The sequence below is a fragment of the Pseudomonas sp. RC10 genome, from assembly GCF_038397775.1.
Classification (GTDB): domain Bacteria; phylum Pseudomonadota; class Gammaproteobacteria; order Pseudomonadales; family Pseudomonadaceae; genus Aquipseudomonas; species Aquipseudomonas bambusae.
Genome location: NZ_CP151650.1, coordinates 5818764 through 5844504, shown reverse-complemented (window position 1 = coordinate 5844504; position 25741 = coordinate 5818764). Strand labels below are relative to the sequence as shown.

22 protein-coding genes are annotated in these 25741 nt (G+C 60.3%); 10 read left to right on the top strand and 12 right to left on the bottom strand.

What is annotated here, in order from left to right; all coding sequences use genetic code 11:
- Nucleotides 1-77: 77 nt before the first annotated feature.
- Together AAEO81_RS26345 and AAEO81_RS26340 are read right to left on the bottom strand one after the other, a co-directional pair.
- Entirely contained in the window at nucleotides 78-2000 is a 1923-nt protein-coding gene (locus AAEO81_RS26345) for a methyl-accepting chemotaxis protein (protein ID WP_341959921.1), read from the bottom strand.
- A 231-nt stretch (nucleotides 2001-2231) separates the two neighbouring features.
- Nucleotides 2232-2726 (bottom strand): phage infection protein, encoded by a 495-nt coding sequence (locus tag AAEO81_RS26340; RefSeq protein WP_341959919.1) that lies wholly within the window; start codon nucleotides 2724-2726, stop codon nucleotides 2232-2234.
- Between the two features lie 389 nt (nucleotides 2727-3115).
- On the opposite strand from AAEO81_RS26340, the gene AAEO81_RS26335 reads away from it, so the two are divergent.
- The gene (locus AAEO81_RS26335; RefSeq protein WP_341959917.1) at nucleotides 3116-4294 is read left to right on the top strand and encodes an acyltransferase; all 1179 of its coding nucleotides are present in this window, start codon (nucleotides 3116-3118) and stop codon (nucleotides 4292-4294) included.
- A 6-nt stretch (nucleotides 4295-4300) separates the two neighbouring features.
- Here AAEO81_RS26335 and AAEO81_RS26330 read toward each other — a convergent pair whose 3' ends face one another.
- Entirely contained in the window at nucleotides 4301-5557 is a 1257-nt protein-coding gene (locus AAEO81_RS26330) for a TIGR03862 family flavoprotein (RefSeq protein WP_341964627.1), read from the bottom strand.
- Nucleotides 5558-5883: 326 nt separating this feature from the next.
- Nucleotides 5884-6801 (bottom strand): histone deacetylase, encoded by a 918-nt coding sequence (locus AAEO81_RS26325; protein WP_166597024.1) that lies wholly within the window; start codon nucleotides 6799-6801, stop codon nucleotides 5884-5886.
- A gap of 139 nt (nucleotides 6802-6940) precedes the next feature.
- Between AAEO81_RS26325 and AAEO81_RS26320 the strand changes: the two genes are divergently transcribed.
- From AAEO81_RS26320 to AAEO81_RS26310, 3 genes are all read left to right on the top strand, one after another.
- On the top strand, nucleotides 6941-7516 hold the full coding sequence (locus AAEO81_RS26320; RefSeq protein ID WP_341959913.1) for a GNAT family N-acetyltransferase: 576 nt from the start codon (nucleotides 6941-6943) through the stop codon (nucleotides 7514-7516).
- 113 nt (nucleotides 7517-7629) lie between these two features.
- The gene (gene tesB / locus AAEO81_RS26315; RefSeq protein WP_166597022.1) at nucleotides 7630-8499 is read left to right on the top strand and encodes an acyl-CoA thioesterase II; all 870 of its coding nucleotides are present in this window, start codon (nucleotides 7630-7632) and stop codon (nucleotides 8497-8499) included.
- Nucleotides 8496-9086, top strand: a complete 591-nt coding sequence (locus AAEO81_RS26310; RefSeq protein ID WP_341959911.1) for an HAD family hydrolase — start codon at nucleotides 8496-8498, stop codon at nucleotides 9084-9086. Before tesB ends, AAEO81_RS26310 begins: the two co-directional genes overlap by 4 nt.
- 147 nt (nucleotides 9087-9233) lie before the next feature.
- Here AAEO81_RS26310 and AAEO81_RS26305 read toward each other — a convergent pair whose 3' ends face one another.
- The 5 genes from AAEO81_RS26305 to AAEO81_RS26285 all read right to left on the bottom strand — a co-directional run bounded on the left by AAEO81_RS26305 (nucleotide 9234) and on the right by AAEO81_RS26285 (nucleotide 13958).
- The gene (locus AAEO81_RS26305) at nucleotides 9234-10223 is read right to left on the bottom strand and encodes an alpha/beta hydrolase (protein ID WP_341959910.1); all 990 of its coding nucleotides are present in this window, start codon (nucleotides 10221-10223) and stop codon (nucleotides 9234-9236) included.
- Nucleotides 10224-10227: 4 nt separating this feature from the next.
- Nucleotides 10228-11115 carry a neutral zinc metallopeptidase gene (locus AAEO81_RS26300; protein WP_341959908.1) on the bottom strand — a complete coding sequence of 296 codons (888 nt, stop codon included), beginning with the start codon at nucleotides 11113-11115 and terminating at the stop codon, nucleotides 10228-10230.
- Between the two features lie 139 nt (nucleotides 11116-11254).
- Nucleotides 11255-11620: a hypothetical protein gene (locus AAEO81_RS26295; RefSeq protein WP_341959906.1), complete on the bottom strand. Its 366-nt coding sequence runs from the start codon at nucleotides 11618-11620 to the stop codon at nucleotides 11255-11257.
- Entirely contained in the window at nucleotides 11620-12585 is a 966-nt protein-coding gene (locus AAEO81_RS26290) for a hypothetical protein (protein ID WP_341959905.1), read from the bottom strand. The genes AAEO81_RS26295 and AAEO81_RS26290 overlap by 1 nt, the downstream gene beginning before the upstream one ends.
- A 179-nt stretch (nucleotides 12586-12764) precedes the next feature.
- A complete protein-coding gene (locus AAEO81_RS26285) occupies nucleotides 12765-13958 on the bottom strand; it encodes an MFS transporter (protein WP_341959904.1) in 1194 nt (397 codons plus the stop codon).
- Nucleotides 13959-14070: 112 nt separating this feature from the next.
- Here AAEO81_RS26285 and AAEO81_RS26280 point away from each other — a divergent pair, with 112 nt between their 5' ends.
- Nucleotides 14071-15009, top strand: a complete 939-nt coding sequence (locus tag AAEO81_RS26280) for a LysR family transcriptional regulator (RefSeq protein ID WP_341959903.1) — start codon at nucleotides 14071-14073, stop codon at nucleotides 15007-15009.
- Between the two features lie 59 nt (nucleotides 15010-15068).
- Here AAEO81_RS26280 and AAEO81_RS26275 read toward each other — a convergent pair whose 3' ends face one another.
- The 3 genes from AAEO81_RS26275 to AAEO81_RS26265 form a co-directional block, all read right to left on the bottom strand.
- The gene (locus AAEO81_RS26275) at nucleotides 15069-16361 is read right to left on the bottom strand and encodes an MFS transporter (RefSeq protein WP_341959901.1); all 1293 of its coding nucleotides are present in this window, start codon (nucleotides 16359-16361) and stop codon (nucleotides 15069-15071) included.
- 189 nt (nucleotides 16362-16550) lie between these two features.
- Nucleotides 16551-17636: a tRNA (uridine(54)-C5)-methyltransferase TrmA gene (trmA, locus tag AAEO81_RS26270; protein ID WP_341959899.1), complete on the bottom strand. Its 1086-nt coding sequence runs from the start codon at nucleotides 17634-17636 to the stop codon at nucleotides 16551-16553.
- The gene (locus tag AAEO81_RS26265) at nucleotides 17633-18925 is read right to left on the bottom strand and encodes an NCS2 family permease (RefSeq protein ID WP_341959897.1); all 1293 of its coding nucleotides are present in this window, start codon (nucleotides 18923-18925) and stop codon (nucleotides 17633-17635) included. Before AAEO81_RS26265 ends, trmA begins: the two co-directional genes overlap by 4 nt.
- 492 nt (nucleotides 18926-19417) lie before the next feature.
- Between AAEO81_RS26265 and AAEO81_RS26260 the strand changes: the two genes are divergently transcribed.
- The 5 genes from AAEO81_RS26260 (at nucleotide 19418) to AAEO81_RS26240 (ending at nucleotide 25439) form a co-directional block, all read left to right on the top strand.
- Nucleotides 19418-19942, top strand: a complete 525-nt coding sequence (locus AAEO81_RS26260; protein WP_341959895.1) for a (2Fe-2S)-binding protein — start codon at nucleotides 19418-19420, stop codon at nucleotides 19940-19942.
- A complete protein-coding gene (locus AAEO81_RS26255; protein WP_341959893.1) occupies nucleotides 19939-20925 on the top strand; it encodes a xanthine dehydrogenase family protein subunit M in 987 nt (328 codons plus the stop codon). The genes AAEO81_RS26260 and AAEO81_RS26255 overlap by 4 nt, the downstream gene beginning before the upstream one ends.
- The gene (locus AAEO81_RS26250; protein WP_341959891.1) at nucleotides 20925-23144 is read left to right on the top strand and encodes a xanthine dehydrogenase family protein molybdopterin-binding subunit; all 2220 of its coding nucleotides are present in this window, start codon (nucleotides 20925-20927) and stop codon (nucleotides 23142-23144) included. Before AAEO81_RS26255 ends, AAEO81_RS26250 begins: the two co-directional genes overlap by 1 nt.
- 240 nt (nucleotides 23145-23384) lie before the next feature.
- Nucleotides 23385-24326 (top strand): choline ABC transporter substrate-binding protein, encoded by a 942-nt coding sequence (choX, locus tag AAEO81_RS26245; protein WP_341959890.1) that lies wholly within the window; start codon nucleotides 23385-23387, stop codon nucleotides 24324-24326.
- Nucleotides 24327-24503: 177 nt separating this feature from the next.
- On the top strand, nucleotides 24504-25439 hold the full coding sequence (locus AAEO81_RS26240; RefSeq protein ID WP_341959889.1) for an alpha/beta hydrolase: 936 nt from the start codon (nucleotides 24504-24506) through the stop codon (nucleotides 25437-25439).
- The last annotated feature ends 302 nt before the right edge of the window (nucleotides 25440-25741 follow it).

The window sequence follows — 25741 nt, the reverse complement described above, 5'->3', positions numbered from 1 at the left end:
GTTATAAAACGGCGTTTCGTCTTTAAAATCGTTAAAAAGCCGCGTCGGATGCGTATATCCGGACGCGGCTTTTGGGCTCAGACGCGGAAATGGCTGACCAGCATTTGCAACTGATTGCCCAGTCGGGCCAGTTCGACGCTGGACGCGGCGGTTTCTTCGCTCGCGGCGGCGGTCTGTTCGGACACGTCGCGGACGTTGAGAATGCTGCGGCTGATTTCTTCAGCGACGGAGCTTTGCTGTTCGGCAGCGGCGGCGATCTGCTGATTCATCGCCTGAATGTTGGACACTGTCTGGGTAATGCTTTCCAGCGAAGAGCCTGCCTTGCGGGTCAAGGTGACGCTGCTGTCAGTCAGGCCACGGCTGCTGAGCATAATGTCCGACACCTGACGGGTGCCGCTTTGCAGGGCGGCGACCAGGCTTTCGATTTCTTCGGTCGACTGTTGCGTACGCTGTGCCAAGCCGCGCACTTCGTCCGCCACGACGGCAAAACCACGCCCGGCTTCCCCGGCCCGAGCCGCTTCGATGGCGGCGTTGAGGGCCAACAGGTTGGTCTGTTCCGCCACGGACTTGATCACGTCCATCACTTTGCCGATCTTGTCGCTTTCCTGCTCCAGTACGCCCATGGCGTCAGAGGAACGGATCACTTCGTTGGCGAGTTTTTCGATCTGGGCGATGGCTTCGCCCACGACTTTGTCGCCGTCCCGGGCCTGTTTGTCGGCATTGGAAGCGGCGACCGACGCTTGTTCGGCATTGCGCGCGACTTCCTGGACGGTGGCCGACATTTCATGCATGGCAGTGGCCACCTGATCGGTCTCGACCTTCTGGCTGTTGACCCCGGCGCTGGTCTGCTCGGTCACCGCCGACAGCTCTTCGGCCGCACTGGCGATCTGGGTAACGCTGTCGCGAATGCCGCCAATCAGGTCACGCAGGGTGGCGCCCATCCGTTGAATCCCGGTTTGCAGCACACCCAGTTCATCACGGCGAGTCACTGTCAGCGTATGGGTCAGGTCGCCGGAGGCAATGCGATCGACCACGGCTAATGTTTCCTGGAGCGGTCGGGTGATCTGGCGGGTAATGATCAGCGCCGCCAAGGCACCAAAGATCAGGGCGAGCAAGGTGCCGCCAATCTGCAGCGTGCGAGCCTGTTTAGTGTCCTCCGCGCCAAGAGAGGTTTGCAGATCAACCAACTGCTGGCTCAGTTTGACGATGGCTGCGCCTTCATCGGTCATTTCTGCCCGCGTCGAGTTGATGGTGTCGTTCGCCACCTTGAAGCCTTGTACCGAGCTGCGATAGCCGATCAACGCGCTTTCGAGCTGTTTCAGTCGATCGCCCTGAGTCGCGCCGAACGTGGCGTTGAGCTGATCAAGCCCGCTGATTGCGGCATTCAGTTGGCGTGCAGCGGCGTCTTCGGTTTTGACGGTGGGGTTGCCGGTGTAGCCGCGCACTTCGTAGCGCACCAGCATGACGTCTTCTTTGGCTTTGATGGCGGCCTGGTACTGGGCGAAACGGCGTTCGTCGGTCGGATCGAGCTTCATCACGTCATCGTTGATGGCGGCGATCAGCTCTGCGGCCTTCACCGCATCGGCGCCCATGTCAGCGCGGACTTTGGCGCTGGTCTTGTAGGCCTCGCGCATTTTGCTGAATGACGTGTCGTAGGCACGAATCTGCTCGCCCAACGCCTTGATCGGCGGGACGTTCAGCGGATTGACGAACGTGCTTTGCAAAAATTGTTGCTGCGCTTTGAAGGCGTCAAGAGCGGTCTGCACGTTCTGGGCCACGGCTTCGTCGCCATTGCTCAGCATGTATTGCAGACGCGTGATGCGCATGTCGGTCAGTTTGTTGTTGAGCTTCATGATGTCGGCAACGCGATCGCTGCGGAAGGTCATGTTGCCCAGGCTGGTCCAGCCGATGAGCGCCAGCAAAGCAGTAAAAACAAGAACGATGCCGAACCCTAAGGCCAGCTTTTTATTAACGCTGATATTCGCGAACCAGCTCTTCATCTCAATTCTCCACAGTCCGTTTTTCGAGTCGTCAGCTGGAGAATTGTTGTTATGGAGCCCAGCGAAACAGTCAGGTGCAAGGTTTCATCGGCCGAAAGCCGGAAATCTGAAACGGATGCGGGGAGATTGAAGGTAATTTCCTACACAGATAGGTAAAAAAACTACGGTTCAGAGGGGGCTGGAAAGATTAAGCCCGGCAGAAGCCGGGCCAAGAGGGGAGCGGGGCAGGTCTTAGCTCAGGCGATTAGCGCCTACACGGTCAGCGCCGTCGGCAGCGATGCGGCCCAGTTGAGTTTTTTCGGAGCCGTTCTCAGCGACGCGATTGGCACCTACACGGTCAGCGCCGTCAGCGGCGATGCGACCCAGTTGAGTTTTTTCGGAGCCGTTTTCAGCGACGCGATTGGCGCCTACGCGGTCGGCGCCGTCAGCAGCGATGCGACCCAGTTGAGTTTTTTCGGAGCCGTTTTCAGCGACGCGGTTGGCGCCTACACGGTCGGCGCCGTCAGCAGCGATGCGACCCAGGTGAGTTTTTTCGGAGCCGTTTTCAGCGACGCGGTTGGCACCTACACGGTCAGCGCCATCGGCGGCAACGCGATTGATGTGAGTATGGGACGAACCGTTTTCAGCGACGATTGGCGCGTTGATGTGTTTGGCGGCCGGCAATGCGAATGCGCCAGTTGCCAGTACGGAGAAGGCCAGACCAAGGATCAGTTTGTTGGTTTTCATGAGGGTTGCTCCAATTCGTCTAAGTGGTAACTCGGTATGGAGGCAATGTTACGCGGCGCTGGATTATTAAGAAGTCAATACGATTGGTAGCGATCATCGCCGGTATTGATAGTTGGGGCATGACCATCACCCGGAAGCTTGTGGGCCATTTTTAGAGGAGCGCAGCGACGGCACTGACAAAGCCATTTTATTGGCGTTTTTGGACCATTGCTTCTGAGTGTGACCGGCGAGTCATTGCTGTTGAACGCTGGCGTCAACATTCCCTCGTTCGGGTGTATCAGGCATGAAATATTTCAACTGTTGAGTAAGCGGCGGAAAACATACCGTGTTCTGGCTCCAACCTCGGTCATCGGGGGCGGGATTTCTTCAACCAGAACGGAAGTAGCGTTATGAAACCTGTTCAGCGATTCACCACACTCGACAGTTTCAGGGGGATCTGCGCGCTGCTGGTCGTGTTTTTCCACCTGCACGTTGTCGACACCTTCATTCAATTGCCGTTCTTCCGACGTGATGAGGTTCTGCTCAATTTCTTCTTCGTCCTCAGTGGGTTCGTTCTTGCTCACACCTATGGCATGAAGCCAAACCTCTCATTCAAGTCCTTCGTCATTTCACGGGTCTTTCGCCTCTACCCGCTGCACTTGTTCATGCTCGCGTTCTTCATTCTTTTCGAAACGGCGCGCTGGATCGCTTATCACCAAGGTTTTGGCCTGAACAACAAGCCGTTCACCGGGACATTCGCGCTGGATGAGATCCTGCCCAACCTCCTGCTGGTTCAAGCATGGACGAGCTACACCGAAACCATGTCGTTCAACTACCCCTCCTGGACGATCAGCATCGAGTTCTACATCTACATGCTGTTCGGGGCGCTGTGCATGTTCTCCATGCGTAATCGCTTTTTGCTGTTTGCCAGCGTTTCGGTGGTCGCCTTTATCCTGATCTTTTCGGACAACGCGCCGTTGGTCGACCGCGCGATGCTTGGGTTGTCGTGCTTCTTCGCAGGCAATATCACGTACCTGGTGTACCTGTTGATTCGCGATAAATGGTCCCTCAAACCGTGGCTGGTGACGGTGTTGGAATGCGCCATGATGTACGCCACGTACTGGATCGTGATGAACGACTTCGACAACCGCTCACCCATCGGGAGTCTGGCGTTCTGCGTGTTGGTGCTGCTGTTCGCGTTCGAAGGCGGCCTGGTGTCGGCGCTGTTGAAAACCGGTGTTTTCGTGTTGCTCGGCAAGCTGTCGTATTCGATCTACATGACCCACGCTGCTGTCATTTTCCTGCTGTCGACGGTCTTCATCATCGGGCAGAAGGTCACCGGTTTCGAAATGGCGCCGATGATCGCAGGGCAGCGATTCATGGACACAGGGTCGATGTGGGCGAACAACCTGTTTGTGGTGGGCGTCACTGTACTGACGGTGGTTGTGGCGGGGTTCGCTCACAAGTACATCGAAATGAAAGGGTACGAGCTGGGCAAGCGCGTGTTGGGCAAACCTGCGACCAAGGCGCCGGTGGACAAGCTGGAGTCGGCGAACGGACTCAAGCCGCAGGTTGATCGGGTGGCGTGATTTTTTCTACAAAGGTTTCGCGGTTGGCTGGGCGCGCAACCACTCCACCATCCCCAGCCCCGCTGCACGCCCGCTGGCAAAACAGGCGGTCAGCAGATAACCGCCAGTGGGCGCTTCCCAGTCGAGCATCTCCCCGGCGCAGAACACGCCAGGCAATGAGGTGAGCATCAAGCGTTCATCCATCGCCTCGAACGTCACGCCGCCCGCCGTGCTGATCGCCTCGTCCAGCGGGCGGGGTTTGATCAGCGTCAGCGGCAGGCATTTCACGGCATTGGCCAATAAGGTCGGATCAGCGAAGGCTTCGGCAGGGGCCAATTCCCGCAGCAACGCTGCCTTGACGCCGTCGAGCCCCAACTGGCTGTGCAAGTGTTTGGACATCGAGCGCGAGCCGCGGGGTTTGCTCAGTGCTTTCTGCACATCGTTCAGGCGCTTGCCTGGCAGCAGATCGATCTCGACGGTAGCGACGCTACTGTGATTGATCGCCTCGCGAATCTGCGCCGACAACGCGTACACCAGACTCCCCTCGACACCCGTCTGCGTCAGCACACACTCGCCCAATCGCAGCGTTTGGCCCTGCAAGCCCATGGAGATGTTTTTCAGTGGGGCGCCTGCGAATTTGCTGCGCAGCAATTCGCTCCAGGCAGGCACTTCAAACCCGCAGTTTGCGGCTTGAAGGGGGGCGGTCTGCACACCTTGCTGTTCGAGCAGGGGCATCCAGGCGCCGTCCGATCCCAGGCGGGCCCAACTAGCGCCCCCCAAGGCGAGCAATGTCGCGGCGGGACGGATCGCGATCTCGCCCTCTGGACTTTCGATGCGCAGGCTGTTGTCCGCATTCCAGCCCAGCCAACGATGGCGGGTGTGGATAACCACGCCATCCTCGCGCAGACGTTTGAGCCAGGCGCGCAGCAGGGGGGCGGCTTTCATGTCGGTGGGAAACACGCGACCGGAGCTGCCAACGAATGTTTCGATGCCTAGCCCGTGAATCCACTCGCACAAGTCGTCGGCACCGAAGGCTCGCAACAGGGGCGCGATGTTCGGAGCGCGTTCGGCGTAGCGCGACAGAAACGCCGGGTACGCCTCGGAGTGAGTGATGTTCATGCCGCCAACACCGGCCAGCAGAAATTTGCGTCCGACTGAGGGCATGCCGTCGTAGAGATCGACCTTGAAGCCGGCCTGGCTCAGCACTTCGGCGGCCATCAACCCGGCCGGGCCACCCCCGATGATGGCGACGGCGTGTGCGGAGGAAGAAGAGGCTGAAATCATGGTCAACGTGCGGATCATCGAAGTGGGTCGCGCATTCTACCCGAGGCCTGTGACGAACGAACGGCCTGTGGAAAACTTTTGAGCAAAAAACGTACAGCGCTCCGTGAGCCTTATGGGATATAGGCTCTGTGGCCTTGCGCTCAGGTTATCCACAGGTGGTTCCACAGCGGATGTGGGTAAATACCGATCGGTATGAGTTGTCTCAGATCTCTGTAGGAGCGAATTCATTCGCGAGCGGTGATGCACCCACACATCTTCTTCGGATGTACCGCCGCCTCGCGAATAAATTCGCTCCTACAGCGAATGTGCAGTGGCAGGCGAGTGGGTCATAAGCCCTCCGACACCCAGACCCGCTGCGCGCTGTGATGCAAAATCCCGTGCCGTCGCGCCAGTGCTTCGCGATCCTTGCTGTACCCGCCGCCAATCACGCCCATCACCGGAATGTCGCGGCCCAGGCAATGGCGCATCACCGCTTCGTCGCGCCGGGCCACGCCGTTGTCGGTCAGCTTCAGGTAGCCCAGCGCATCGTCCTTGTGCACATCGACCCCTGCGTCATACAGCACCAGGTCGGGCTGGTAGAGCGGCAGCAGGTAATTGAGCGTGTCATCGACTACTTTCAGGTATTCATCGTCGCCCATGCCCATTGGCAGCGGAATGTCCCAGTCGCTCTGGGCCTTGCGCGCGGGGAAGTTTTTCTCGCAGTGCAGGGAGACGGTGATCGCATCCTCGGTGTGTTCGAGAATCCGAGCCGTGCCGTCGCCCTGGTGCACGTCGCAGTCGAAGATCAACACGCGGTCGACGCGACCGCTCTGCAACAGGTAATGGCTGATGATGGCCAAGTCGTTGAAGATGCAAAACCCGGCAGGGTAATCGTAATGCGCATGGTGCGTGCCTCCGGCGAGATGACAGGCCAGGCCATGTTGCAATGCCTTTTCTGCCGTGAGCAGCGAACCGCCAACGGCGCGCACCGTACGTCGGGCCAGGTCTTCGCTCCAGGGCAGGCCCAGACGGCGCTGATCCTCGCGGGAAAGGTCGCCGTCCATGTACCGCCGAATGTAGGACGGGTCATGGGCGAGCGCGAGAATGTCGTCAGGGCAGACCAGCGGGCGGAACAGTTGAGCATCCGTGGTGAGGCCGCTGTCGATAAGGTGGTCGTGCAGCAGGCGGAATTTATCCATCGGGAAGCGATGGTCGGGCGGAAACGCCGGGCTGTAATCTTCGTGGTAGATAAGCGGCAGGGACATAGTGCGTACGCATGGGGTTCGAGGGGGAATCTTGCCAGTTATGCCCGTTGTGGCACAGCGATTTGGCCGGGACGGGCACAGTTGCACTGGCAGGTTATTCTGGCGAGCCATTTGAGAAGCGGGGCAGGGGAGATGTTCAATGGAGCCGATACTTGAGCTCAACAGCGCACGCTTGTTGATGCGTCAGTGGCGGGACGATGATTTGCCGGCTTTCGCGCAGATGTGCGCCGATCCACAGGTGATGCGTTATTTCCCGCAACCGCTGACGCGCCTGGAAAGCGCCAAGATGATCGGGCGTATTCGCGGCCATTTCGCTGAATACGGCTTCGGTCTGTGGGCGCTGGAGCGCAAGGACACCGGGCAATTCATCGGCTTCACCGGGTTGAATGTGGTGGGCTTCGACGCCCCGTTCAGCAGCGTCCAAAATCCTGCGGTTGAAATCGGCTGGCGACTGGCTCGGGAACACTGGGGCCTTGGTTACGCCAGCGAGGCCGCGTGGACGGTGTTGGGCTGCGGGTTCGAGCACGTCGAACTGGATGAGATCGTCTCGTTCACCGCCGTCAGCAATCTGCCCTCACAAAAGGTCATGCAAGCCATCGGGATGCAGAACGATCCGGATGATGATTTTGACCACCCCAACCTCCCGGAAGCCCACCCGCTGCGGCCCCACGTGCTGTATCGCATCAATCGCCAACAATGGCTCGCCACGTTGTGATGGACGGGAACCCCGCCGCAAACATCTGTATCATTCTGCCCAACCTCCACGTTCGCCGTCGTTCGGCGTCGGTGGCTGGACCGGTGTAATGACTGTGTGTGAGGAGCCTCTGAATGAGCCATGTGCTGGATGATCTGGTGTCGCTGTTGAGCCTGGAGCCGATCGAAGAAAACCTCTTCCGTGGGCGCAGCCAGGACCTTGGCTTTCGCCAGCTGTTTGGCGGTCAGGTCTTGGGGCAGTCGTTGTCGGCAGCGAGCAAGACGGTCGAGGATGAACGCCACGTTCACTCGCTGCACGGTTATTTCTTGCGTCCGGGCGATGCGCAATTGCCTGTGGTTTATCAGGTTGATCGCGTGCGCGATGGTGGCAGTTTCAGCACCCGCCGCGTGACGGCCATCCAGAAGGGCCACCCCATCTTCACGTGCAGCGCGTCGTTCCAGTACGACGAAAAAGGTTTCGAGCATCAAAGCCAGATGCCGCAGGTGGTCGGCCCGGAAAATCTGCCGTCGGAACTTGAGTTGGCGCGTCAACGCGAGCACCTGATTCCCGCTCACATGAAAGACAAGCTGCTGTGCCCCAAGCCCATCGAGTTTCGCCCTGTCACCGCCCTCGATCCTTACAACCCGCAGCCCACCGAAGCGGTGAAATACGTGTGGTTCCGCGCCGACGGCACGCTGCCTGACATCCCGGCCCTGCACCGCTACATGCTTGCCTATGCGTCGGACTTCAATCTGCTGACCACGTCGCTGCTGCCTCACGGCAAGACGGTCTGGCAGAAAGACATGCAGATCGCCAGTCTCGACCATTCGCTGTGGTTTCATGGCGAACTGCGGGCCGATGAGTGGCTGCTTTACGCGATGGACAGCCCGTGGGCCGGCAACGCGCGCGGGTTTTCCCGTGGCAGCGTCTACAACCGCGCAGGCCAGCTCGTGGCCTCGGTGAGTCAGGAAGGTTTGATCCGACACCGCAAGGACTGGGCATGAGCCTGTCGCAGTTGCGCCATTGGGTGTTCGACATGGACGGCACGCTGACCATCGCCGTGCACGACTTTCCGGCGATCAAGCGCGCCTTGGGTATTCCGCTGGAGGACGACATCCTCACCCATCTGGCCGCGTTGCCGGCCGACGAGGGTGCGGCCAAACATGCGTGGCTGCTTGAGCACGAGCGAGAGTTGGCCGTGGCGTCGAAGCCTGCGACCGGTGCGGTCGAGTTGGTGCGTGAGTTGGCAGGGCGCGGCTACCGACTTGGCATCCTGACGCGCAATGCGCGGGAGCTGGCCCATGTCACGCTGGAAGCCATTGGCATCGCGGACTGTTTCGAGGTTGAGGACGTGCTGGGACGGGACGAAGCGCCGCCGAAGCCTGATCCGGGCGGGCTTCTGAAGTTGGCCCAGGCCTGGGACGTCGAGCCTTCGCAGATGGTGATGGTGGGCGACTACCAGTTCGACCTGGCGTGCGGCAAAGCAGCGGGCGCACACACCGTGCTGGTTAACCTGCCGGAAAACCCCTGGCCGGAACTGACCGATTGGCATGCGGATGATTGCGTGGCGTTACGGGCGATGCTCAGCTAGCGCGAAAGCTGCTTGAAATACACACAATCTGTAGGAGTGAGCGTGCTCGCGATAGCGGGGTATCAGCCACCGTGTGTATGACTGACGTTCCCTGATCGCGAGCAAGCTCACGCCTACAGTGATGCGGTTTTTTGGCGGGGGCGGCGATCAATTCCCTTTGAACAACGCCGCCTGTCCCTCGGGAGAGGTGAACATTGCGTCGCCGTTGTGGCCCACACCTTTCACTTCCACCAGCCGTTGGTTCATCCCTTCAGGATGACGCTTGGTCAGGTAATCGAAGAAATTGTGCCCCCGCACCAGGCGAAACGGCCCTTGCGCCTCGGCACCGCAATCCTTGTCCAGCGCCGGGTGATTCGGGTCGGTGTCCTGATCGCCCAGCAGGTACGTGATGTCACGCTTCACGTACGCCGCTTCCAGCTCCGCCACGGTTTCCTTGCCTGCATAGGCCGGCAGTTTGTTCATGCCGTATTTCCAGGTGTCGAACCCCGGGCAGCTCGCCGTCGTCACCGGCAATGGCCGGGTCGCGTCGAAATAGGCGTAAGACGACGGGTTGGCGATCACGTAACGCAGCTTGATGCCTTCCTTCTTCAGCAGCGCGTCTTCCTTGCCGCCGATCATCGCGTAGCGCTGCACCACCTGCGCACCACCCGAGTGACCGGCGATGACGATTTCTTTCAGGTTCGGAAACAGCTTGCTGTCGCTCAGGCGTTTGAGGATATGGTCGATGACCACGAATGAACTGACCGGCTTGGCACCCAGCGATTTGTCGCCCGCCATCCAGTCATTGCCGTGCCAGCGCAACACCGTTTCCGGCAAGTGGTGCGCGGTGATGTCCTTCTCATCGAGGAACTGCGGCGCGATCAGCAGGGTTTTAGGCCGCTGCTTGGACTGGTTGGCAGCCCGCTCGACACTGCGCAAATACGTCTGAGCGTTGCGCAGGCGGCCATGAAAAATGATGACCACCCGCTGAATATGCGGGTTCGGGCTGACCCAGCTCTGGCTCAGGCCCAGCGTGGCTTGAGACGTTCCATTGATCAGCAGCCGGTCGGGGCTGATGGATTTGACCGCCTGATCCGCAGCATGAGCCGTCGCGCTCATCAGGGTGCCCAACAACAGGATCGAAAGCGGTTTCATCATGTGATCAGAGGCTCTTGGCGGCGAAGGTATCGCATTGGTTGATTTGTCCCTGGGCAAAACCTGTCTTGAACCAGCGAACCCGCTGGGCAGACGTCCCGTGAGTGAACGAGTCGGGTACTACACGCCCTTGGCTTTGTTGCTGCAAACGGTCGTCGCCGATGGCATTCGCCGCATTCAGCGCCTCTTCAATATCACCCGGTTCGAGCCAGTTCAAACGCTTTTGCGCGTTGTTGGCCCAAACACCGGCGAGGCAATCCGCCTGCAACTCCTGACGCACCAGCAGACCGTTGTCACCCTCCATGCGCATGCCACGCTGGCGGGCGGCGTCAACTTTAGCTGAAACCCCCAGCAAGGTCTGCACATGATGGCCAACTTCATGCGCAATCACGTAGGCCTGGGCAAAATCCCCTGCAGCTTTGAAGCGCTGGCTCATCTCGCGGAAGAAATCCATGTCCAGATAAACCTTCTGATCGGCCGGGCAATAGAACGGGCCGCTGGCGGATGACGCAAAACCACACGCAGACTGCACCTGACCCCGGAACAGAATCAGAGTCGGGTTTTTATACTGCCGACCACCCTGCTGAAAAATCTGACCCCATGTGTCTTCAGTGTCACCCAGAATGGCTCGCACGAAATCCGCCTGCTCGTCGTTGGCCGGAGGCGCCTGCCGCGTCTGGGGGCTGACAGAGGTGGTCTGCTGGCTGCCCACCTGACCGGCGATCTGCCCGAGAATCTGCATCGGGTCCTGCCCGGTCAACAGCCCAATGGCGACGATGATCACAATCCCGCCAAGCCCCAGCCCCTTGCCCCCGATGCGCATCCCACCCCCGCCACCGGAGTCGTCGCGTGCATCGACGACGTTGTCACTGCGACGTCCTTTTTTCCAGAGCATGGAGGAATCCTCTTTTAGTCGTGTAGGAAGTGTAGACGCCGGGGGAGGGACGGCGTCTGACTGCTGGGACTAAGAGAGGGAAGTGGGGGGAATGGTTCAGGGGATGCTAGGTGATTGGAGCATTCCCTGACCTTGCTGACTATCGAGAGCTTTTAATGGCGTAACACAATGCAGCTAGGGCGCCGCCGTTGATGAAAAGCCAGATATGAAGTGCCCAGATATGTCGCCTCAAACGGAAAGGAATCCTGAGGTGAGCGTCTTGGGTAATGTCACCTCGGCGGTACATGATTCTCGGCATGTACATAATTGCGAAGATGATGCTGAGTCGCATCTGTCGACCTATCACGCCGCCTTGCCACAGGTTTCGGGTGTTTGTAACACCTTGGCAGTCGGACAAATGCTCTTCGAGTACATCAATATTCTTGTACGTGAACCATCCCATTGCCATGAGATTGACCCACGAGGAAATGAGCCAAGCCAAGCCAAGGACGACAAAAATCGGCATTACGGCCTCCATTCGTAGATCATTTCGCCAATGTGTTCACCACCCCACTCACCTGCAGAGCCTGCAGCGTAGCCGCCTATAGCAGACGCGACGATACCGCATCCAATCGCGCCCAAACCGCCGGTTGGTACTCCGAACACGACCATGCAAAGTGGCGCAAGGGTGGCCATTCCTATAGTGCCCCCTACCAGGCCGCCGCTAATGCCACCGACCAGCTTCGACCCCTCGACATACTTCGCCTTCCTGCACATCTCCTCCCGCCCCATCGAACATGCTTCTTTGATCTCCAGATGCGTAGACCAGGCATTCAAAGCAATCCCGATCGGCGTCCCCATCCTCAGCAACTTCGACGCCTTGGCAATATGCGCCAGCCGTTGCGAATACCCACGCATCTCCGGGTTGTGCAGATAGCTCTTCGTCGAAACCCCCAGCATTTTCTTGATCGACCCGTTATTGCGCATACCCGTGCCCCAGTGGGCGATGCCTTTGAGTTGGGTGGCGAGTTTGACGAAGTGCACGCGGCGTTGGTTGATGAATTCCTGCCGAGCGATGGGGGTGCCGCGTTTGAGGGCGAGTTGATACAGCTGCTCGATGTCTTTCAGCGTGGCTTCAACACCTTTGAGGTGCTTTTCCCAGCTCCCGGTGGCGGCCCCGATGCCCAATGATCCGTAGCCCAGCATGTGCTGTAACAGGTCGTAATTTTTGACGATGTCTTTGTCCGCTTGATGCTGAAAGAGCGAATGGTGAGTGCCGTAGGCGAGTCTCATCATCTCCGCCTCCTCAGGCGTCACGCGCGACGTCGCTTCATCGGCGACGACCATGAGCTGCCCCGGCATGACCATCGTGTTGCGGACGTGAGCGTTAAGCTGGTCGAATTTTGCCCCGCCGCCGACCTGCGCCTTGATGACGGGGTAGTGCTGAACCTGATCGTTGATGAACACATACGGCTTGCCTGCAACTGCCATTTTCCTGTCCCTGAATGTGCATGAAGGCGCGAGGATAGGAACGGGCAGAGGGCTTTTCGAGGGGCTGGGGCGGGGTTACAGAGAATTCAGAACGGCCCTACTCAGGGCGTGATTCTTTCCTACAACACTGGCTCATAAAGTGGGCCGCGCGAGGTGTTTTCCTCGCGCGAGCCACGCTCTTAACGCTGACCGCGCATCATCAACAGCGCCACGATAACGCCAAGGGCGGCAAGGGTCGTGGCGATGATCCCGAGCGAACCCAGCCCGTAGTGATGGATGCCCAAGCCGCCAAAAATGGCACCAAGGCCGATGCCAGCATTCGCCGCCGAGATGTTCATCGACGCTGCCAGCGCTTGCGCCTTGGCGCCAGCCGTCATCACGCGCACTTGGCAGACCGGGAACAGCGCGGTGTAGGCCACGCCCCAGATGATCAGCGACGCGACCAGCCAGGGCGTGTCCGCCGCCAGCGCCACTGCTGCGAGCATTCCGAACCCCAGCACCAGCAGGAACAGCACCATCGCCCCCAACGGCCGACGGTCCACCATGGCGCCGCCTAAATGGTTGCCGATCATGCCGACGGCGCCGAAGCCCATCAGCCACCAGCCGACATGACTCGACGGAATATTCGCAAGACGTTCGAGGATGTCGGCCAGGTAGGTGTAGGCCGTGAACATCGCCGTAAAGGTCAGGACTGACAGCAGGATGTGCGCGAGGAACCGAGGCTGACGCAAGATGGCGGTCTGTTTCTCGCCTTTGTCAGTAACAGGCGCGCTGGGCAGTGTCGGCATCATCAGGTGCATCAGAATGCCAATGATCAGCGAGAGTCCCGACAGCACCCAGAAGCTGCCACGCCAGCCAATCAGGTCTGCTGCCACGGTGCCCAGCGGGATGCCGAACACCAGCGCCGCCGAGATGCCGAGGTAGACCTTCGACACGGCTTTGCCCGCGTTACCGGGACCGGCCAGTTGCCCGGCGGTTTCGCTGGCCGTGCCCCAGAACACGGGAAGCGCCAGCGCTGGAATGAAGCGGGCGATGGCCAGCACCCAAATGTTGGTCGAAACGGCGGCCAAGGCGTTCGACAAGGCGAAGACGATCAGAATCAGCGTGAACAGTTTCTTGCGTTCCACGCGGGCCAGCTTGGCCGTCAACAGTGGGCCGAACAGCATCACCGTGAAGGCGAACAGCGTGACGACCTGACCGGCGACGGTGATCGAGACGTTCAAATCCTGCGCGAGCGCAGGCAGAAGCCCGACGATGACAAACTCGGTGGTCACGATGATGAAGGCCGCAATGGCCATGATCAGGATCTGCACGCCGGATCGCGAGGACTCGTACGGCAGCGCGTTGGCGTTGGCCGTTGAGGGGGACGACATGGGAAAACTCCAGAAAAAAGGTATGGCGCTAGCCTATTGGAGAATTTAAGGTCTATTCCGGTCATTTTTTCTGAAATGATGTGAAACAGGTTCACTAATCGCAGGGTCGCCGATGTTTTCTTCCGAACGCCTAAAAGGTATCGACGTGTTTGTCATCGTCGCCGATCTGGGCAGCTTCACCGCCGCCGCTGAACGCCTCAACCTCAGCAATTCTGCTGTGAGCAAGAGCATCGGCAGGCTGGAAAACCGACTGGGGACGCGGCTGTTCAATCGCACCACGCGACGCCTCTCGCTGACGGACGCGGGGCTGACGTTTTATCAGACCTGCACCGCCGTGCTCTCGGACCTCGAAGAAGTCGAGCAGGTGCTGCATTCCGAGCAGGATGAGCCTCAGGGCAAGGTGCGCATCGATTTGCCCGCGGCCTACGGGCGGTTGCACGTCCTGCCGCTGATTCTGGACTTCGTCAAACAGCACCCGCGATTGATGCCGCACATTTCGTTCGCGGACCGCTTCGTCGACCCCGTGCACGAAGAAATCGACATCGTGGTGCGCATCGGCGGGCCGGACGCGTGGGCGTCCAGCGTGGGACATCGCTATTTTGGCAGTCAGCGACTGGTGTTCTGCGCGTCCCCCGAATACCTGGCCCAGTTCGGCATTCCGGCGTTCGAGCACGACCTTGAAGCGCATCGGTGCCTGGGGTATTCGATGCATGCGGGCACGATCAGCCCGTGGTATTTCAAGGGGCGGCAGTCCGGCGACATGGAGCGCAGGATCATGCACCCCCATGTGGCGGTGGGCGATGGGGAAGGGGTGGTGATGGCGGCGCTGGCGGGGTTGGGAATTACGCAGCTGCCTACCTGGCTGGTGCAACGTCATTTGGATTCGGGGGCATTGGTGGAGGTCTTGCCAGACCTGGCGACCGAGGGCATGCCGATGAACCTGGTCTGGCGCAGGAACCGGGAAAATCTGCCGAAAGTACGGGCGCTGCTGGATTATCTGACTGCCCGACTGACGCCGACGGGCAGCACGCGGTCAGCAACCGTCGATTAGCCTTTCGCGCTTGATCCGACGTCACGCGGTCAAGCGCTCCTACAGGCAAACGCGCGTCATCACACCCGCGCGGTCTGCTTCTCGGACACTTCCACAGGCGATGCATCGGCGAAATGGTTCACCTGCCGCAGCGCTTTGAAACCCACCATCCAGGTGCCCACGACGCCCAAGGTGCACAGCCCGCCGAGGATCGCGGCAGGCACAGCGCCGAACAGTGACGCGCTGCTGCCTGCACGGAATTCGCCCAGTTCGTTGGAGGAACCAATGAACAGCATGTTCACGGCGTTGACCCGCCCGCGCATGTCGTCCGGCGTGGAGAACTGCACCAGCGTCGAACGGATGTAGACGCTCACCATGTCCGCCGCACCGGCGAACATCAGCGCAATCAGTGAGAGCCAGAACAGCGTCGACAGGGCGAACACCAGATTAGCGACGCCGAACACCGCCACGGCGATGAACATCACCATACCAACGTGGCGGTCGAACGGACGCGCCGCCAGATACAGGCCGGTGGTCACTTCGCCCAGGCTCATCGCACTGCGCAAAGCGCCCAGCCCTTGAGGACCGAGGTGCAACACTTCGTGGGCGTAGATCGGCAGCAACGCCACTACGCCGCCGAGCAGCACGGCGAACAGGTCGAGGGAAATGGTGCCGAGAATGATCGGGCGGGAGCGAATGAAAGCGATGCCAGCGGTGAAGCGTTTCCAGGCGGTGGATTCAAGGATCTGCTTTTTACCGGCGTACAGCACCGGCACGCGAATCAGCAACAGCACGCCTGCGATGAAGCTTGCCATGCACACGGTGTAGGTCAGCCCGCCACCGCCTGCCGCGTAAAGACCGCCGCCGACCAAAGGCCCGGCGATGGTCGCGATGCGCATGATCATGCTGTTCGTCGCAATCGCCGACGCCAGTTTTTCCCGAGGGACGACTTGCGGCAGCAGGCTTTGCAGCGCCGGACCGGTGAACGCGCGGGCACAACCGAACAGGGCCAGCGTCGCGTAGATCAGGCGGGTGTCCTGGTGGTGGGTAACGGAAAACAGCATCAGCATCAGGCTGCACGTGGCCTGCACGGTCCAACTGATGGTCAGGATCAGTTTGCGGTCGTAGCGGTCGATCAGGTCACCGGCTGGCATCAGCAGCAACAGCATCGGAATGAACTGCGCCAGTCCCACATACGCCAGCGAAATCGGATCGCGTGTCATGTCATAGACTTGCCAGGCCACGACAACGGCTTGAATTTGCATGGCGAAGACGGCGGCAAGGCGGGCGGTCAGGAAGGCAAAAAAGCCGGGCTGCTTAAGGGCACTTCCAGAAACGGCGTCGGAAGGTGAGGCGGACGAATCGGAACTCAAGGCAGGACATCCATCGAAGCGAAAGACGGCCGACTGTTATACACCGCCAAGGAGGTATATGCCGCTTGCTGTCAGAAATTTAATGATGGATGGTAGGAAATAGGCGCGTTTTGAGGTCTGTCGCGAAAGGCTCATCGCAGATAATCGTTCCCACGCGGAGCATGGGAACGATCAAAGCAACGATCAGGATTACCGACGAACCAGCAACACACCCGATTCCATATGGTGGGTATACGGAAACTGATCGAACAACGCGCAACGCTCGACCCGGTGGGTGTCGTGCAGTTGGGCGATGTTGGCGGCCAGGGTTTCGGGGTTGCAGGAGATGTACAGAATGCGCTCGAAACGCCGGGTCAGCTCGCAGGTGTCCGGGTCCATCCCGGCGCGGGGCGGGTCGACGAACACGCTGCCGAAGTCGTAGCTTTTCAGATCGACACCGGCCAGACGGCGGAACGGACGCACGTCATTCAGCGCCTCGGTCAGCTCTTCCGCCGAGAGACGCACCAGCGACACGTTATCCACACCGTTGTCCGCCAGATTGCTCAGTGCCGCGTTGACCGACGTCTTGCTGATTTCGGTCGCCAACACTTTGCGCACGCGGGTTGCCAGCGGCAGGGTGAAGTTGCCGTTGCCGCAGTACAGCTCCAGCAGGTCATCGTCCCGGTCGCCCAGCGCGTCGTACGCCCAGCCCAGCATTTTCTGATTCACCGTGCCGTTGGGCTGAGTGAACGCGCCTTCGGGCTGGCGATAGCTGAACTTACGCCCGGCCACTTCCAGTTGCTCGGTCACGTAATCACGACCGATCACCAGGCGCTGGCCTTTGGAACGCCCGATCACGCTGACGTTGAGGTCCGCCGCCAACTGCTCGGCTTCAACCTGCCAGGCCTCATCCAGCGGGCGGTGGTAGCACAGGGTAACCATGCCGTCGCCCGCCAGCGTGGTCAGGAAATCCACCTGGAACAGCTTGTGATTGAGCGTCTTGCTGGCTTCCCAACGGTCCCGTAGCACCGGCATCAGCGCGTTGATCTGCTGGCTGGCGATGGGGAAATCGTTGATCAGGATCGGGGTGTATTTGTCGCCCGGCGCAAACATCGCGTAGTGACGCACGCCCTCGTCGCGCCACAGCCGGAACTCGGCGCGCAAGCGGTAATGCTCGCGCGGAGAGTCGAACACCTGCGGCTCGGGTGCATCGAAGGGCTGCAACAACTCGCGCAGGCGCTGGGCCTTTTCGTCGAGCTGTCGGGTGTAGTTGGCGGGGTCGAACGCAGCACTCATGGATAAAAGCCCAACTTGATCACAAACAGAATCGACAGCACGACCAAGGCCGAATTCAGCTCACGGCCCCGGCCCGACAACAGCTTGATCACGGTCCAGGAAATGAAACCGAAGGCGATGCCGTTGGCGATGGAATAGGTGAACGGCATCGCCAGTGCGGTCAGCACCACCGGGGCGGCTTCGGTGATGTCGTCCCAGTTGATTTCCGCCAGACCCGAGGTCATCAGCACGGCAACGAACAGCAACGCCGGAGCGGTGGCAAACGCCGGAACGCTGCCCGCCAACGGGGCGAAGAACAGCGCCAGCAAGAACAGCACCGCGACGACGATGGCGGTCAGACCGGTGCGGCCCCCGGTACTGACGCCTGCTGCCGACTCGATGTAACTGGTGGTGGTCGAGGTGCCCAGCAGCGAACCGGCCATGGCGGCGGTGCTGTCGGCGATCAGGGCGCGGCCCATCTTCGGCATGTGACCGTCCTTGCCCATCAGGCCGGCGCGCTTGGCGACGCCGATCAGGGTGCCCGAATTATCAAAGAGATCAACAAAGAGAAACGAGAAGATCACGCTCACCAGACCGATGTTCAGCGCGCCCGGAATGTCCAGTTGCAGGAACGTCGGGGCCAGCGATGGCGGCATCGACATCACGCCACCGAACGGCGAAAAGCCAAGGACGATGGAGATAACGGTGACCGCCAGGATGCCGATCAGCACCGCGCCGCGCACTTTCAGGGCGTCGAGGGCGACGATCAGGGCAAAACCGAGCGCGGCGAGGATGGGCGCAGGTTTGGCCAGATCGCCCAGGCCGACCATGGTCGCCGGGTTGCTGACCACGATGTCGGCGTTGTGCAGGGCGATCAGCGCCAGGAACAGGCCGATACCGGCGGCAATGGCCGAGCGCAGCGGCAGCGGGATGCTGTTGATGATCCACTCGCGGATGCGAAAGATCGACAGCAGGAAAAACATCACGGCCGAAATGAACACCGCCCCCAGCGCCACTTGCCAGGTGTGGCCCATGTGCAGGACGACGGTGTAGGTGAAGAAGGCGTTCAGGCCCATGCCCGGTGCCAGCGCGATCGGGTAGTTGGCGATCAGGCCCATGGCCGTGGAACCGATGGCGGCCGCCAGGCAGGTCGCCACGAAGATGGCGCCCTTGTCCATGCCGGTCGCGCCGAGGATGCTCGGGTTGACGAACAGGATGTAGGCCATGGCGAGGAACGTCGTGACCCCGGCCAGAATTTCGGTACGCACATTGGTGTCATGTGCCTTGAGTTGAAACAGCCGCTCCAGCATGTATGGCTCCCCGGTGGCGCAATGCACCTTTAATGAATCGACTAGTAACAGCAAAGCACAGCCGTTGAAACGGCTCGTATTAATTCACTGCACAAAATCTGCCAGTCGCAAAAAAGCCGCGCATCATACCAGCAGCTTTGCGGGATGGGGGCGGGAGCCCGTCGGGGGACGGTATTTGTCAGGATTGCCCCTCTATTCGCCCGCGGCGTTGAGGCTCAAAACGTCTCGCGGCACATGCTCAATTCCCTGTGGGAGCGAATTTATTCTGGGCGGCATTCCGACGAAAGCCCGTTCAGCCGACACGTCTTTACCGTCTGGACGATTTCGCGAATGAATTCGCTCCCACAGGTGTCGCGGGGTTCCCAAGCCCAGGAGTTACAAGCGCCCCGACGCTCACTCATCACATTCCCTGAACGATTGCGAAACACCACACGTCGTAAACCAGAGACGCAGATTCACTGCGCTGATGCGTATCAACCGTGAGGCTTTCCCATGAGTGCGACGAACCCACAGGCCTTCGCAGAGCATTCCATTGCCCTGACGCTCAACGGCCAACCCCGACAATTGAACGTGCGCCCCTGGACCACGTTGCTCGACCTGCTGCGCGAACAGCTCGATCTGGTCGGCACCAAAAAAGGCTGCGACCACGGCCAATGCGGGGCGTGCACCGTGTTGCGCGACGGCAAGCGCATCAATGCTTGCCTGACGCTGGCGATCATGTGCGACGGCGCGGAACTGACCACCATCGAAGGGTTGGCCGAAGGCGACACCCTGCACCCGATGCAGCAGGCGTTCATCAAACATGACGCCTTTCAGTGCGGCTACTGCACGCCAGGCCAGATCTGCTCGGCCGTAGGGCTGGCCAACGAAGGGCGCGCAAACAGCGAAGACGACATCAAAGAGCTGATGAGCGGCAATCTGTGCCGTTGCGGCGCCTACAGCAACATTCGTGCGGCCGTCGTTGAGGTGCTGCCTCAACTCGACGCCGCACCCGGTCAGGGAGGGCGCCAGTCATGACCCCGTTCAGTTACAGCAAACCAGCCGATGTGGCTCAAGCCATCAACCTTGCGGGACCCGCCAGCCGCTTCATCGCGGGCGGCACCAATCTGCTGGACTTGATGAAAGAAAATATCGCCCACCCCGAACACTTGATCGACATCACGGGACTGCCGCTGAAGGATGTCCGCGAGACGCCCGAAGGCGGCGTCATGATTGGCGCTCTGGTCAGCAATGCCGACCTGGCCTGGCACCCGTTGATCGAAATCCGCTATCCGCTCTTGTCGCAAGCCGTACTTGCGGGTGCGTCGCCTCAGTTGCGCAACATGGCCAGCACCGGCGGCAACCTGTTACAGCGCACCCGTTGCTACTACTTCTATGATTCGACGGTGCCCTGCAACAAGCGCGAGCCAGGTTCTGGCTGTCCGGCGAAACAAGGCTTGAACCGGATTCACGCGATTCTGGGCGCCAGCGACGACTGCGTGGCGACTCATCCCTCGGACATGTGCGTGGCACTTGCGGCGCTTGAAGCGGTGGTTCATGTCGAAGGGCGAGCCGGGAAACGCACCCTTGAATTCGCGGATTTTCATCGCCTGCCGGCCGACTCCCCCGAACGGGACAACCAATTGGCCGACGATGAACTGATCACAGCGGTCGAGTTGCCTCCTGCGCGTTTCGAGCAGCACAGCCATTACCTGAAAATCCGTGATCGCGCGTCCTACGCGTTCGCGCTGGTCTCCGTGGCCGCCGCGCTGGAACTCGACGGCGACGTCATTCGCGACGTGCGATTGGCCTTGGGCGGCGTGGCGCACAAGCCGTGGCGTGACAAGGTGGTCGAGCGCTCGCTGATCGGCCAACCGGTCTCACGGGAAAACTTCGTGGCCGCCGCCGACGCCATGCTGCGCGACGCTCAGCCGCTTGAGCACAACGCCTTCAAAATCAAACTGGCACGTCGCGCTATCGTCCGTGCGCTCAGCGACGCCGCCGTGGGAGGGAATGCCTGATGAACGCCAAAATGTTTCCACCCGGTCGCGTCTCGCCCGTGGGCCAGCCACTGGACAGAGTCGATGGCGTGCTGAAAGTGACAGGCCAGGCGCGTTACGCGGGTGAATACCCGGAAAAGGGCCTGCTTCATGGGAGCGTGGTCTCCAGCACCATCGCCCGAGGGCGCGTGATCAACATCGACACGTCGCAGGCGCTGCAAGTGCCGGGGGTCGTGGCCGTCATCGACCACCTCAATCGCCCGCACGTCGCCAGTTACGACAAGGATTACGAAGACGCCGACTCGGCAGAGGGGTCGCCATTTCGGCCTCTTTATAACGATCGCGTGCTCTACAGCGGTCAGCCGTTGGCGCTGGTCGTGGCCGACTCGCTGGAGATTGCGCGCCATGCCGGTTCGCTGATCCGCATCGAGTACGAGACCGAGGCTCACCAGACGAGTCTGCTCGCCGCCCAAGGCAGCGCTCATACGGCCCCGGCGGAAACCCCGAAACCAAGGGGGGATTTCGACGCGGGGCTGGCCAGTGCGGCGTTCACCATGGACGCCCGTTACAGCACGCCCAACGAGCATCACAACCCGATGGAGCCTCACGCCTCGACCGTGCTTTATCAAGCCGACGGCAGCCTGCACATCCACGACAAGACCCAAGGCCCGCAGAATTGTCAGGACTACCTGCACAAGGTGTTCGACCTGGACAAGTCGAAGATCCGCATTTTCGCCGCGTTCGTGGGCGGTGCGTTCGGCTCCGGTTTGCGTCCGCAATACCAACTGCCCTTGGCGGTGATGGCGGCCCTGCAGCTCAAGCGTTCAGTTCGCGTAACCCTGACCCGCCAACAGATGTTCACCTTTGGCTACCGCCCCAACACCTTGCAGCACCTGCGACTCGGTGCGACCAAAGAAGGCCGGCTGGTGGCAGTGGGGCACGACGTCATCGGCCAGACCTCGCGCTTTGAGGACTTCACCGAACACGTCGTCGAGTGGAGCGGCATGCTGTACCAGTGCGACAACGTGCAGCTGACCTACAAACTCGCGCCGCTGGACGTCTACACCCCGCTGGACATGCGGGCGCCGGGCGCGACTTCGGGCATGGTCGGGCTGGAATGCGCGATGGACGAGCTGGCCTGCGCCGCCGGAATCGACCCTGTGCAACTGCGCGTGATTAATTTCGCCGAGCGCAATGGCAACGAGGACAAACCCTATTCCAGCAAGGAACTGATCGCCTGCTATGAGCAAGGCGCAGAGCGCTTCGGCTGGCATCGACGCAATCCCGAACCACGCAGCATGCGCAACGGCCGGCAGTTGGTGGGCTGGGGCATGGCGGGCGGGGTGTGGGAGGCGATGCAGATGAAGGCCAGCGCCAAGGCCAGCATCGACGCCAACGGCAAGTTGACCGTGAGCAGCGCCACCACCGACATCGGCACCGGGACGTACACCGTCATGGTGCAAATCGCCGCCGAAGCCGCCGGGGTCAAGCATGACGACGTGACTTTCGTGCTGGGCGACTCTTCGTTGCCGACCGCGCCGTTGCAGGGCGGCTCGTTCACCGTGTCATCGGTGGGCACTGCGGTACAGCAGGCATGCCGTGGCGTGCGCACCAAACTACTGGACGCTGTGCGCATGGCCCATCCGCAATTCGCGGTGGTGGACATGGAAGACATCGCGTTTGGCGACGGCTACCTGATCATCCAGGATCAGCGATTTGCCTACGCCGACATCGTCCGAGAGTCGTCCCACGAGACGCTGGACGTGCAGATCGACGCCGAACCCGACGAGAAGCGCAATGGCTACGCCACAGCGACGCACTCGGCAGTGTTTGTCGAGGTGCTGGTCGATGAAGACTTGGGCAACATCCGAGTGAATCGCGTCGTCAGCGCGGTGGCGGCGGGGAGGGTGGTCAATCCCAAAACCGCACGCAGCCAGATTCTGGGGGGCGTGGTGTGGGGCATCAGTCAGGCCATGCAAGAAGAGACTCAGACCGATCACACCCTGGGCCGGTTCATGAATCACAGCCTGGCGGAATACCACATCCCCGTGAACGCCGACATTGGCGAAATCGACGTGCTGTTCGTTGAAGAGAACGACGAGATCGTCAACGAGTTAGGGTCCAAGGGCGTTGGGGAAATTGGCATCGTCGGTGTCGCGTCCGCGATTGCCAATGCCATCTATCATGCAACGGGCAAGCGCGTGCGCGAGTTTCCGATCACCTTGGATAAAGTGCTCTGATCATCCGCAAACCCTGTAGGGGCTCGCTCCTACAGGCACTCGTCTTGCTGCTGTCAACCTGCCATCTTTCTCAATGTCGCCACAGTGCAAGCACAGGTCGCGCTGGTGCGTTTCGTGGGCAGGGCGGCTGCGTAATTTGCATCAACGCGGCAGCAACGCATTGTCGTGGGTCTTCAAGGTTTAGAAACAAACTGCCAAAAAGAGCTGATTAAAAATAACGAGCCGACCCGAGGAGCACGCATGAAGAAGTTTATTCGTCAGATCAGTTGTGGTGTGTTGATGCTGAGCAGCACGGCCCTGATGGCGGCCGAGCCAGCCAAGTGTCAGAACGTGCGGATGGGCGTGGTCAACTGGACTGACGTGATCGCGACCAGCGCGGTGGCTGAAGTGTTGCTGCAGAACCTGGGTTACGACGTGAAGCAAACCAGTGCCGCGCAACAGATCGTTTTCGGCGGTTTGCGTGATGACCGTCTTGACGTGTTCCTGGGTTACTGGAAACCGGCGATGGATAAAAACATCGCACCCTTCGTGTCGGCCAATCAGGTCAAGGTGTTCGACACCCCCAGCATGAACGATGCCCAGGCCACGCTGGCCGTACCGCAATTCGAAGCGGACGCGGGCCTTAAAACGTTCGCAGACATCGCCAAATTCAAGGACAAGCTTGGCGGCAAGATCTACGGGATCGAGCCAGGCACCGGTGCCAACGCCAACATCAAGGGCATGATCGACAAGGATCAGTTCGGCCTTAAAGGTTTCCAACTGGTTGAATCAGGCGAAGCCGGGATGCTGGCCGCTGTGAAACGCGCCGTGGATCGCAAGGAGTGGGTGGTGTTCGTGGGTTGGACTCCGCACCCGATGAACATCAACATGAAGATCGCGTACCTGACCGGCAGTGAAGATGTGTTCGGCCCGAACGAAGGTGCAGCGACCGTTTCGGTGGTGACCGCCCCGGATTACGCGGCGCGTTGCCCGAACGTCAACAAGCTAATGAACAATCTGAAATTCACCGCAGCGCAAGAAAGTCAGATGATGGTGCCGATCATGGACCGCAAGGCCCCGAACGACGTCGCCAAGGCCTGGCTCAAGGATCACCCGGAAGACACCAAGCGCTGGCTGGATGGCGTGACCACGTTTGACGGCAAAGACGCAGCGGCGGCTGTGCAAGTGGCTGTCAACAAGTAAGCGCAGTGAGTCGGCGCTGTTGATGTCACCCTGTAGGAGCGAATTCATTCGCGATGAGGCCGTCCATCCCATGAAAATGCGTTGGATGTACTGGCCAATCGCGAATGAACTCGCTCCTACAGGTTTTGTGTTCATACCGACCCTGTCCCCCCGGCGTCAGACGGGCTGGAGCCGCAGATGCCTACTGAATATCCCCTCTCGCCAGAAATGGCCTTCTTCATTCAAAAGACTCTGAGTTTCAGCGTCGACTCGCTGGAAATTCCCGCTCAACGCCGTTCCTACTCGCGCATGTGCGAGGCCTTCACCCCCACCCGTCCGGCCGACCTTGAGGTCAAGGATTTCCAGCTGGCCGGGGTGGACGTGCGCTGCTACCGGCCCCATCGCGTTTCTGTCGAACATCCCGCCCCATGTGTCATGTACCTGCACGGCGGGGGCTGGGTGGTCGGGGATCTGGATTCCCATGACTTTCTGACCGCCGCCTTGGCGGTTGACCTCAACGCGGTGGTCATCGCCGTAGATTATCGGTTGGCGCCTGAGCACCCGTTTCCCGCCGGGTTCGAGGATTGCCTGGAGGTCTGGCACGCTTTGCAGATTCAGGCGCAACGGCTGGACATCGATCCTCAGCGCATCGTCATTGCTGGAGACAGCGCCGGGGGAAATCTCGCCGCTGCCGTGTGCCTGGCCCTACGCGATTCGGGACAGCGGCAGCCCGTAGGGCAAACCCTGATTTACCCCGGACTGGGCGGGGCCGACGACCTCCCATCGCGCACGGAATGTTTCGATGCGCCGTTGCTCAGTACGGTGGATCTGGGGTTTTACCGGCAGTTGTACCTGAGCGAGGGCGAACGTTCACCGTATGCAATGCCCCTCAATGCGACGGACTTCCGTGGCCTGGCGCCAGCGTTCATTGCCGTCGCCCAGTTCGACCCCTTGCGCGACGACGGTGTGTGTTACGAACGGGCCTTGCGCGAAGCGGGCGTTGCTACCGAGTTCGACCCGGGACTGGGGCTCGTGCATGGCAGCCTGCGGGGCAAGGGGCAGGTGGCGGAAGTGGACGCGCTGTATCGACGGTTGGTCAGCGCGCTGTTGGGGTTTTTGCGTCGTTTGTTGTGAACTCCTGCACTCTCACGGCCTGCGCCGCGCAGATGCGAAAGCACATTTATCCCGCGTCTGATCCGCTTTCTCCCCTTCTGCACTGCCCTCCCGGGTGAGGCAACTCGTCACGCGACAAATGACCACGCGGAGCATGTGCGGAAATGGGACTACTCTTTCAGCGTCGGCTGACCTGAATCAATTTCTCACACTCCAGCGATTGACCGGGCGGCTTGACATCACTCCCGCGTGGTCGTTTGCCTGAGCGCGAAATCAAAAAGAACAATGGCACGCCGTCGTACTCAATACACCGTGGGGGCAGT

What these genes read in the sequence shown, in the direction of transcription:
- AAEO81_RS26310 (WP_341959911.1), top strand. Translation starts at nt 8,496, where the DNA reads ATGAGCCTGTCGCAGTTGCGCCATTGGGTGTTCGACATGGACGGCACG.
- AAEO81_RS26240 (WP_341959889.1), top strand. Translation starts at nt 24,504, where the DNA reads ATGCCTACTGAATATCCCCTCTCGCCAGAAATGGCCTTCTTCATTCAA.
- AAEO81_RS26300 (WP_341959908.1), bottom strand. Translation starts at nt 11,115, where the DNA reads ATGCTCTGGAAAAAAGGACGTCGCAGTGACAACGTCGTCGATGCACGC.
- AAEO81_RS26305 (WP_341959910.1), bottom strand. Translation starts at nt 10,223, where the DNA reads ATGATGAAACCGCTTTCGATCCTGTTGTTGGGCACCCTGATGAGCGCG.
- AAEO81_RS26345 (WP_341959921.1), bottom strand. Translation starts at nt 2,000, where the DNA reads ATGAAGAGCTGGTTCGCGAATATCAGCGTTAATAAAAAGCTGGCCTTA.
- AAEO81_RS26340 (WP_341959919.1), bottom strand. Translation starts at nt 2,726, where the DNA reads ATGAAAACCAACAAACTGATCCTTGGTCTGGCCTTCTCCGTACTGGCA.
- AAEO81_RS26295 (WP_341959906.1), bottom strand. Translation starts at nt 11,620, where the DNA reads ATGCCGATTTTTGTCGTCCTTGGCTTGGCTTGGCTCATTTCCTCGTGG.
- AAEO81_RS26285 (WP_341959904.1), bottom strand. Translation starts at nt 13,958, where the DNA reads ATGTCGTCCCCCTCAACGGCCAACGCCAACGCGCTGCCGTACGAGTCC.
- AAEO81_RS26280 (WP_341959903.1), top strand. Translation starts at nt 14,071, where the DNA reads ATGTTTTCTTCCGAACGCCTAAAAGGTATCGACGTGTTTGTCATCGTC.
- AAEO81_RS26265 (WP_341959897.1), bottom strand. Translation starts at nt 18,925, where the DNA reads ATGCTGGAGCGGCTGTTTCAACTCAAGGCACATGACACCAATGTGCGT.
- tesB (WP_166597022.1), top strand. Translation starts at nt 7,630, where the DNA reads ATGAGCCATGTGCTGGATGATCTGGTGTCGCTGTTGAGCCTGGAGCCG.
- AAEO81_RS26325 (WP_166597024.1), bottom strand. Translation starts at nt 6,801, where the DNA reads ATGTCCCTGCCGCTTATCTACCACGAAGATTACAGCCCGGCGTTTCCG.
- AAEO81_RS26260 (WP_341959895.1), top strand. Translation starts at nt 19,418, where the DNA reads ATGAGTGCGACGAACCCACAGGCCTTCGCAGAGCATTCCATTGCCCTG.
- trmA (WP_341959899.1), bottom strand. Translation starts at nt 17,636, where the DNA reads ATGAGTGCTGCGTTCGACCCCGCCAACTACACCCGACAGCTCGACGAA.
- AAEO81_RS26320 (WP_341959913.1), top strand. Translation starts at nt 6,941, where the DNA reads ATGGAGCCGATACTTGAGCTCAACAGCGCACGCTTGTTGATGCGTCAG.
- AAEO81_RS26255 (WP_341959893.1), top strand. Translation starts at nt 19,939, where the DNA reads ATGACCCCGTTCAGTTACAGCAAACCAGCCGATGTGGCTCAAGCCATC.
- choX (WP_341959890.1), top strand. Translation starts at nt 23,385, where the DNA reads ATGAAGAAGTTTATTCGTCAGATCAGTTGTGGTGTGTTGATGCTGAGC.
- AAEO81_RS26250 (WP_341959891.1), top strand. Translation starts at nt 20,925, where the DNA reads ATGAACGCCAAAATGTTTCCACCCGGTCGCGTCTCGCCCGTGGGCCAG.
- AAEO81_RS26330 (WP_341964627.1), bottom strand. Translation starts at nt 5,557, where the DNA reads ATGATTTCAGCCTCTTCTTCCTCCGCACACGCCGTCGCCATCATCGGG.
- AAEO81_RS26290 (WP_341959905.1), bottom strand. Translation starts at nt 12,585, where the DNA reads ATGGCAGTTGCAGGCAAGCCGTATGTGTTCATCAACGATCAGGTTCAG.
- AAEO81_RS26335 (WP_341959917.1), top strand. Translation starts at nt 3,116, where the DNA reads ATGAAACCTGTTCAGCGATTCACCACACTCGACAGTTTCAGGGGGATC.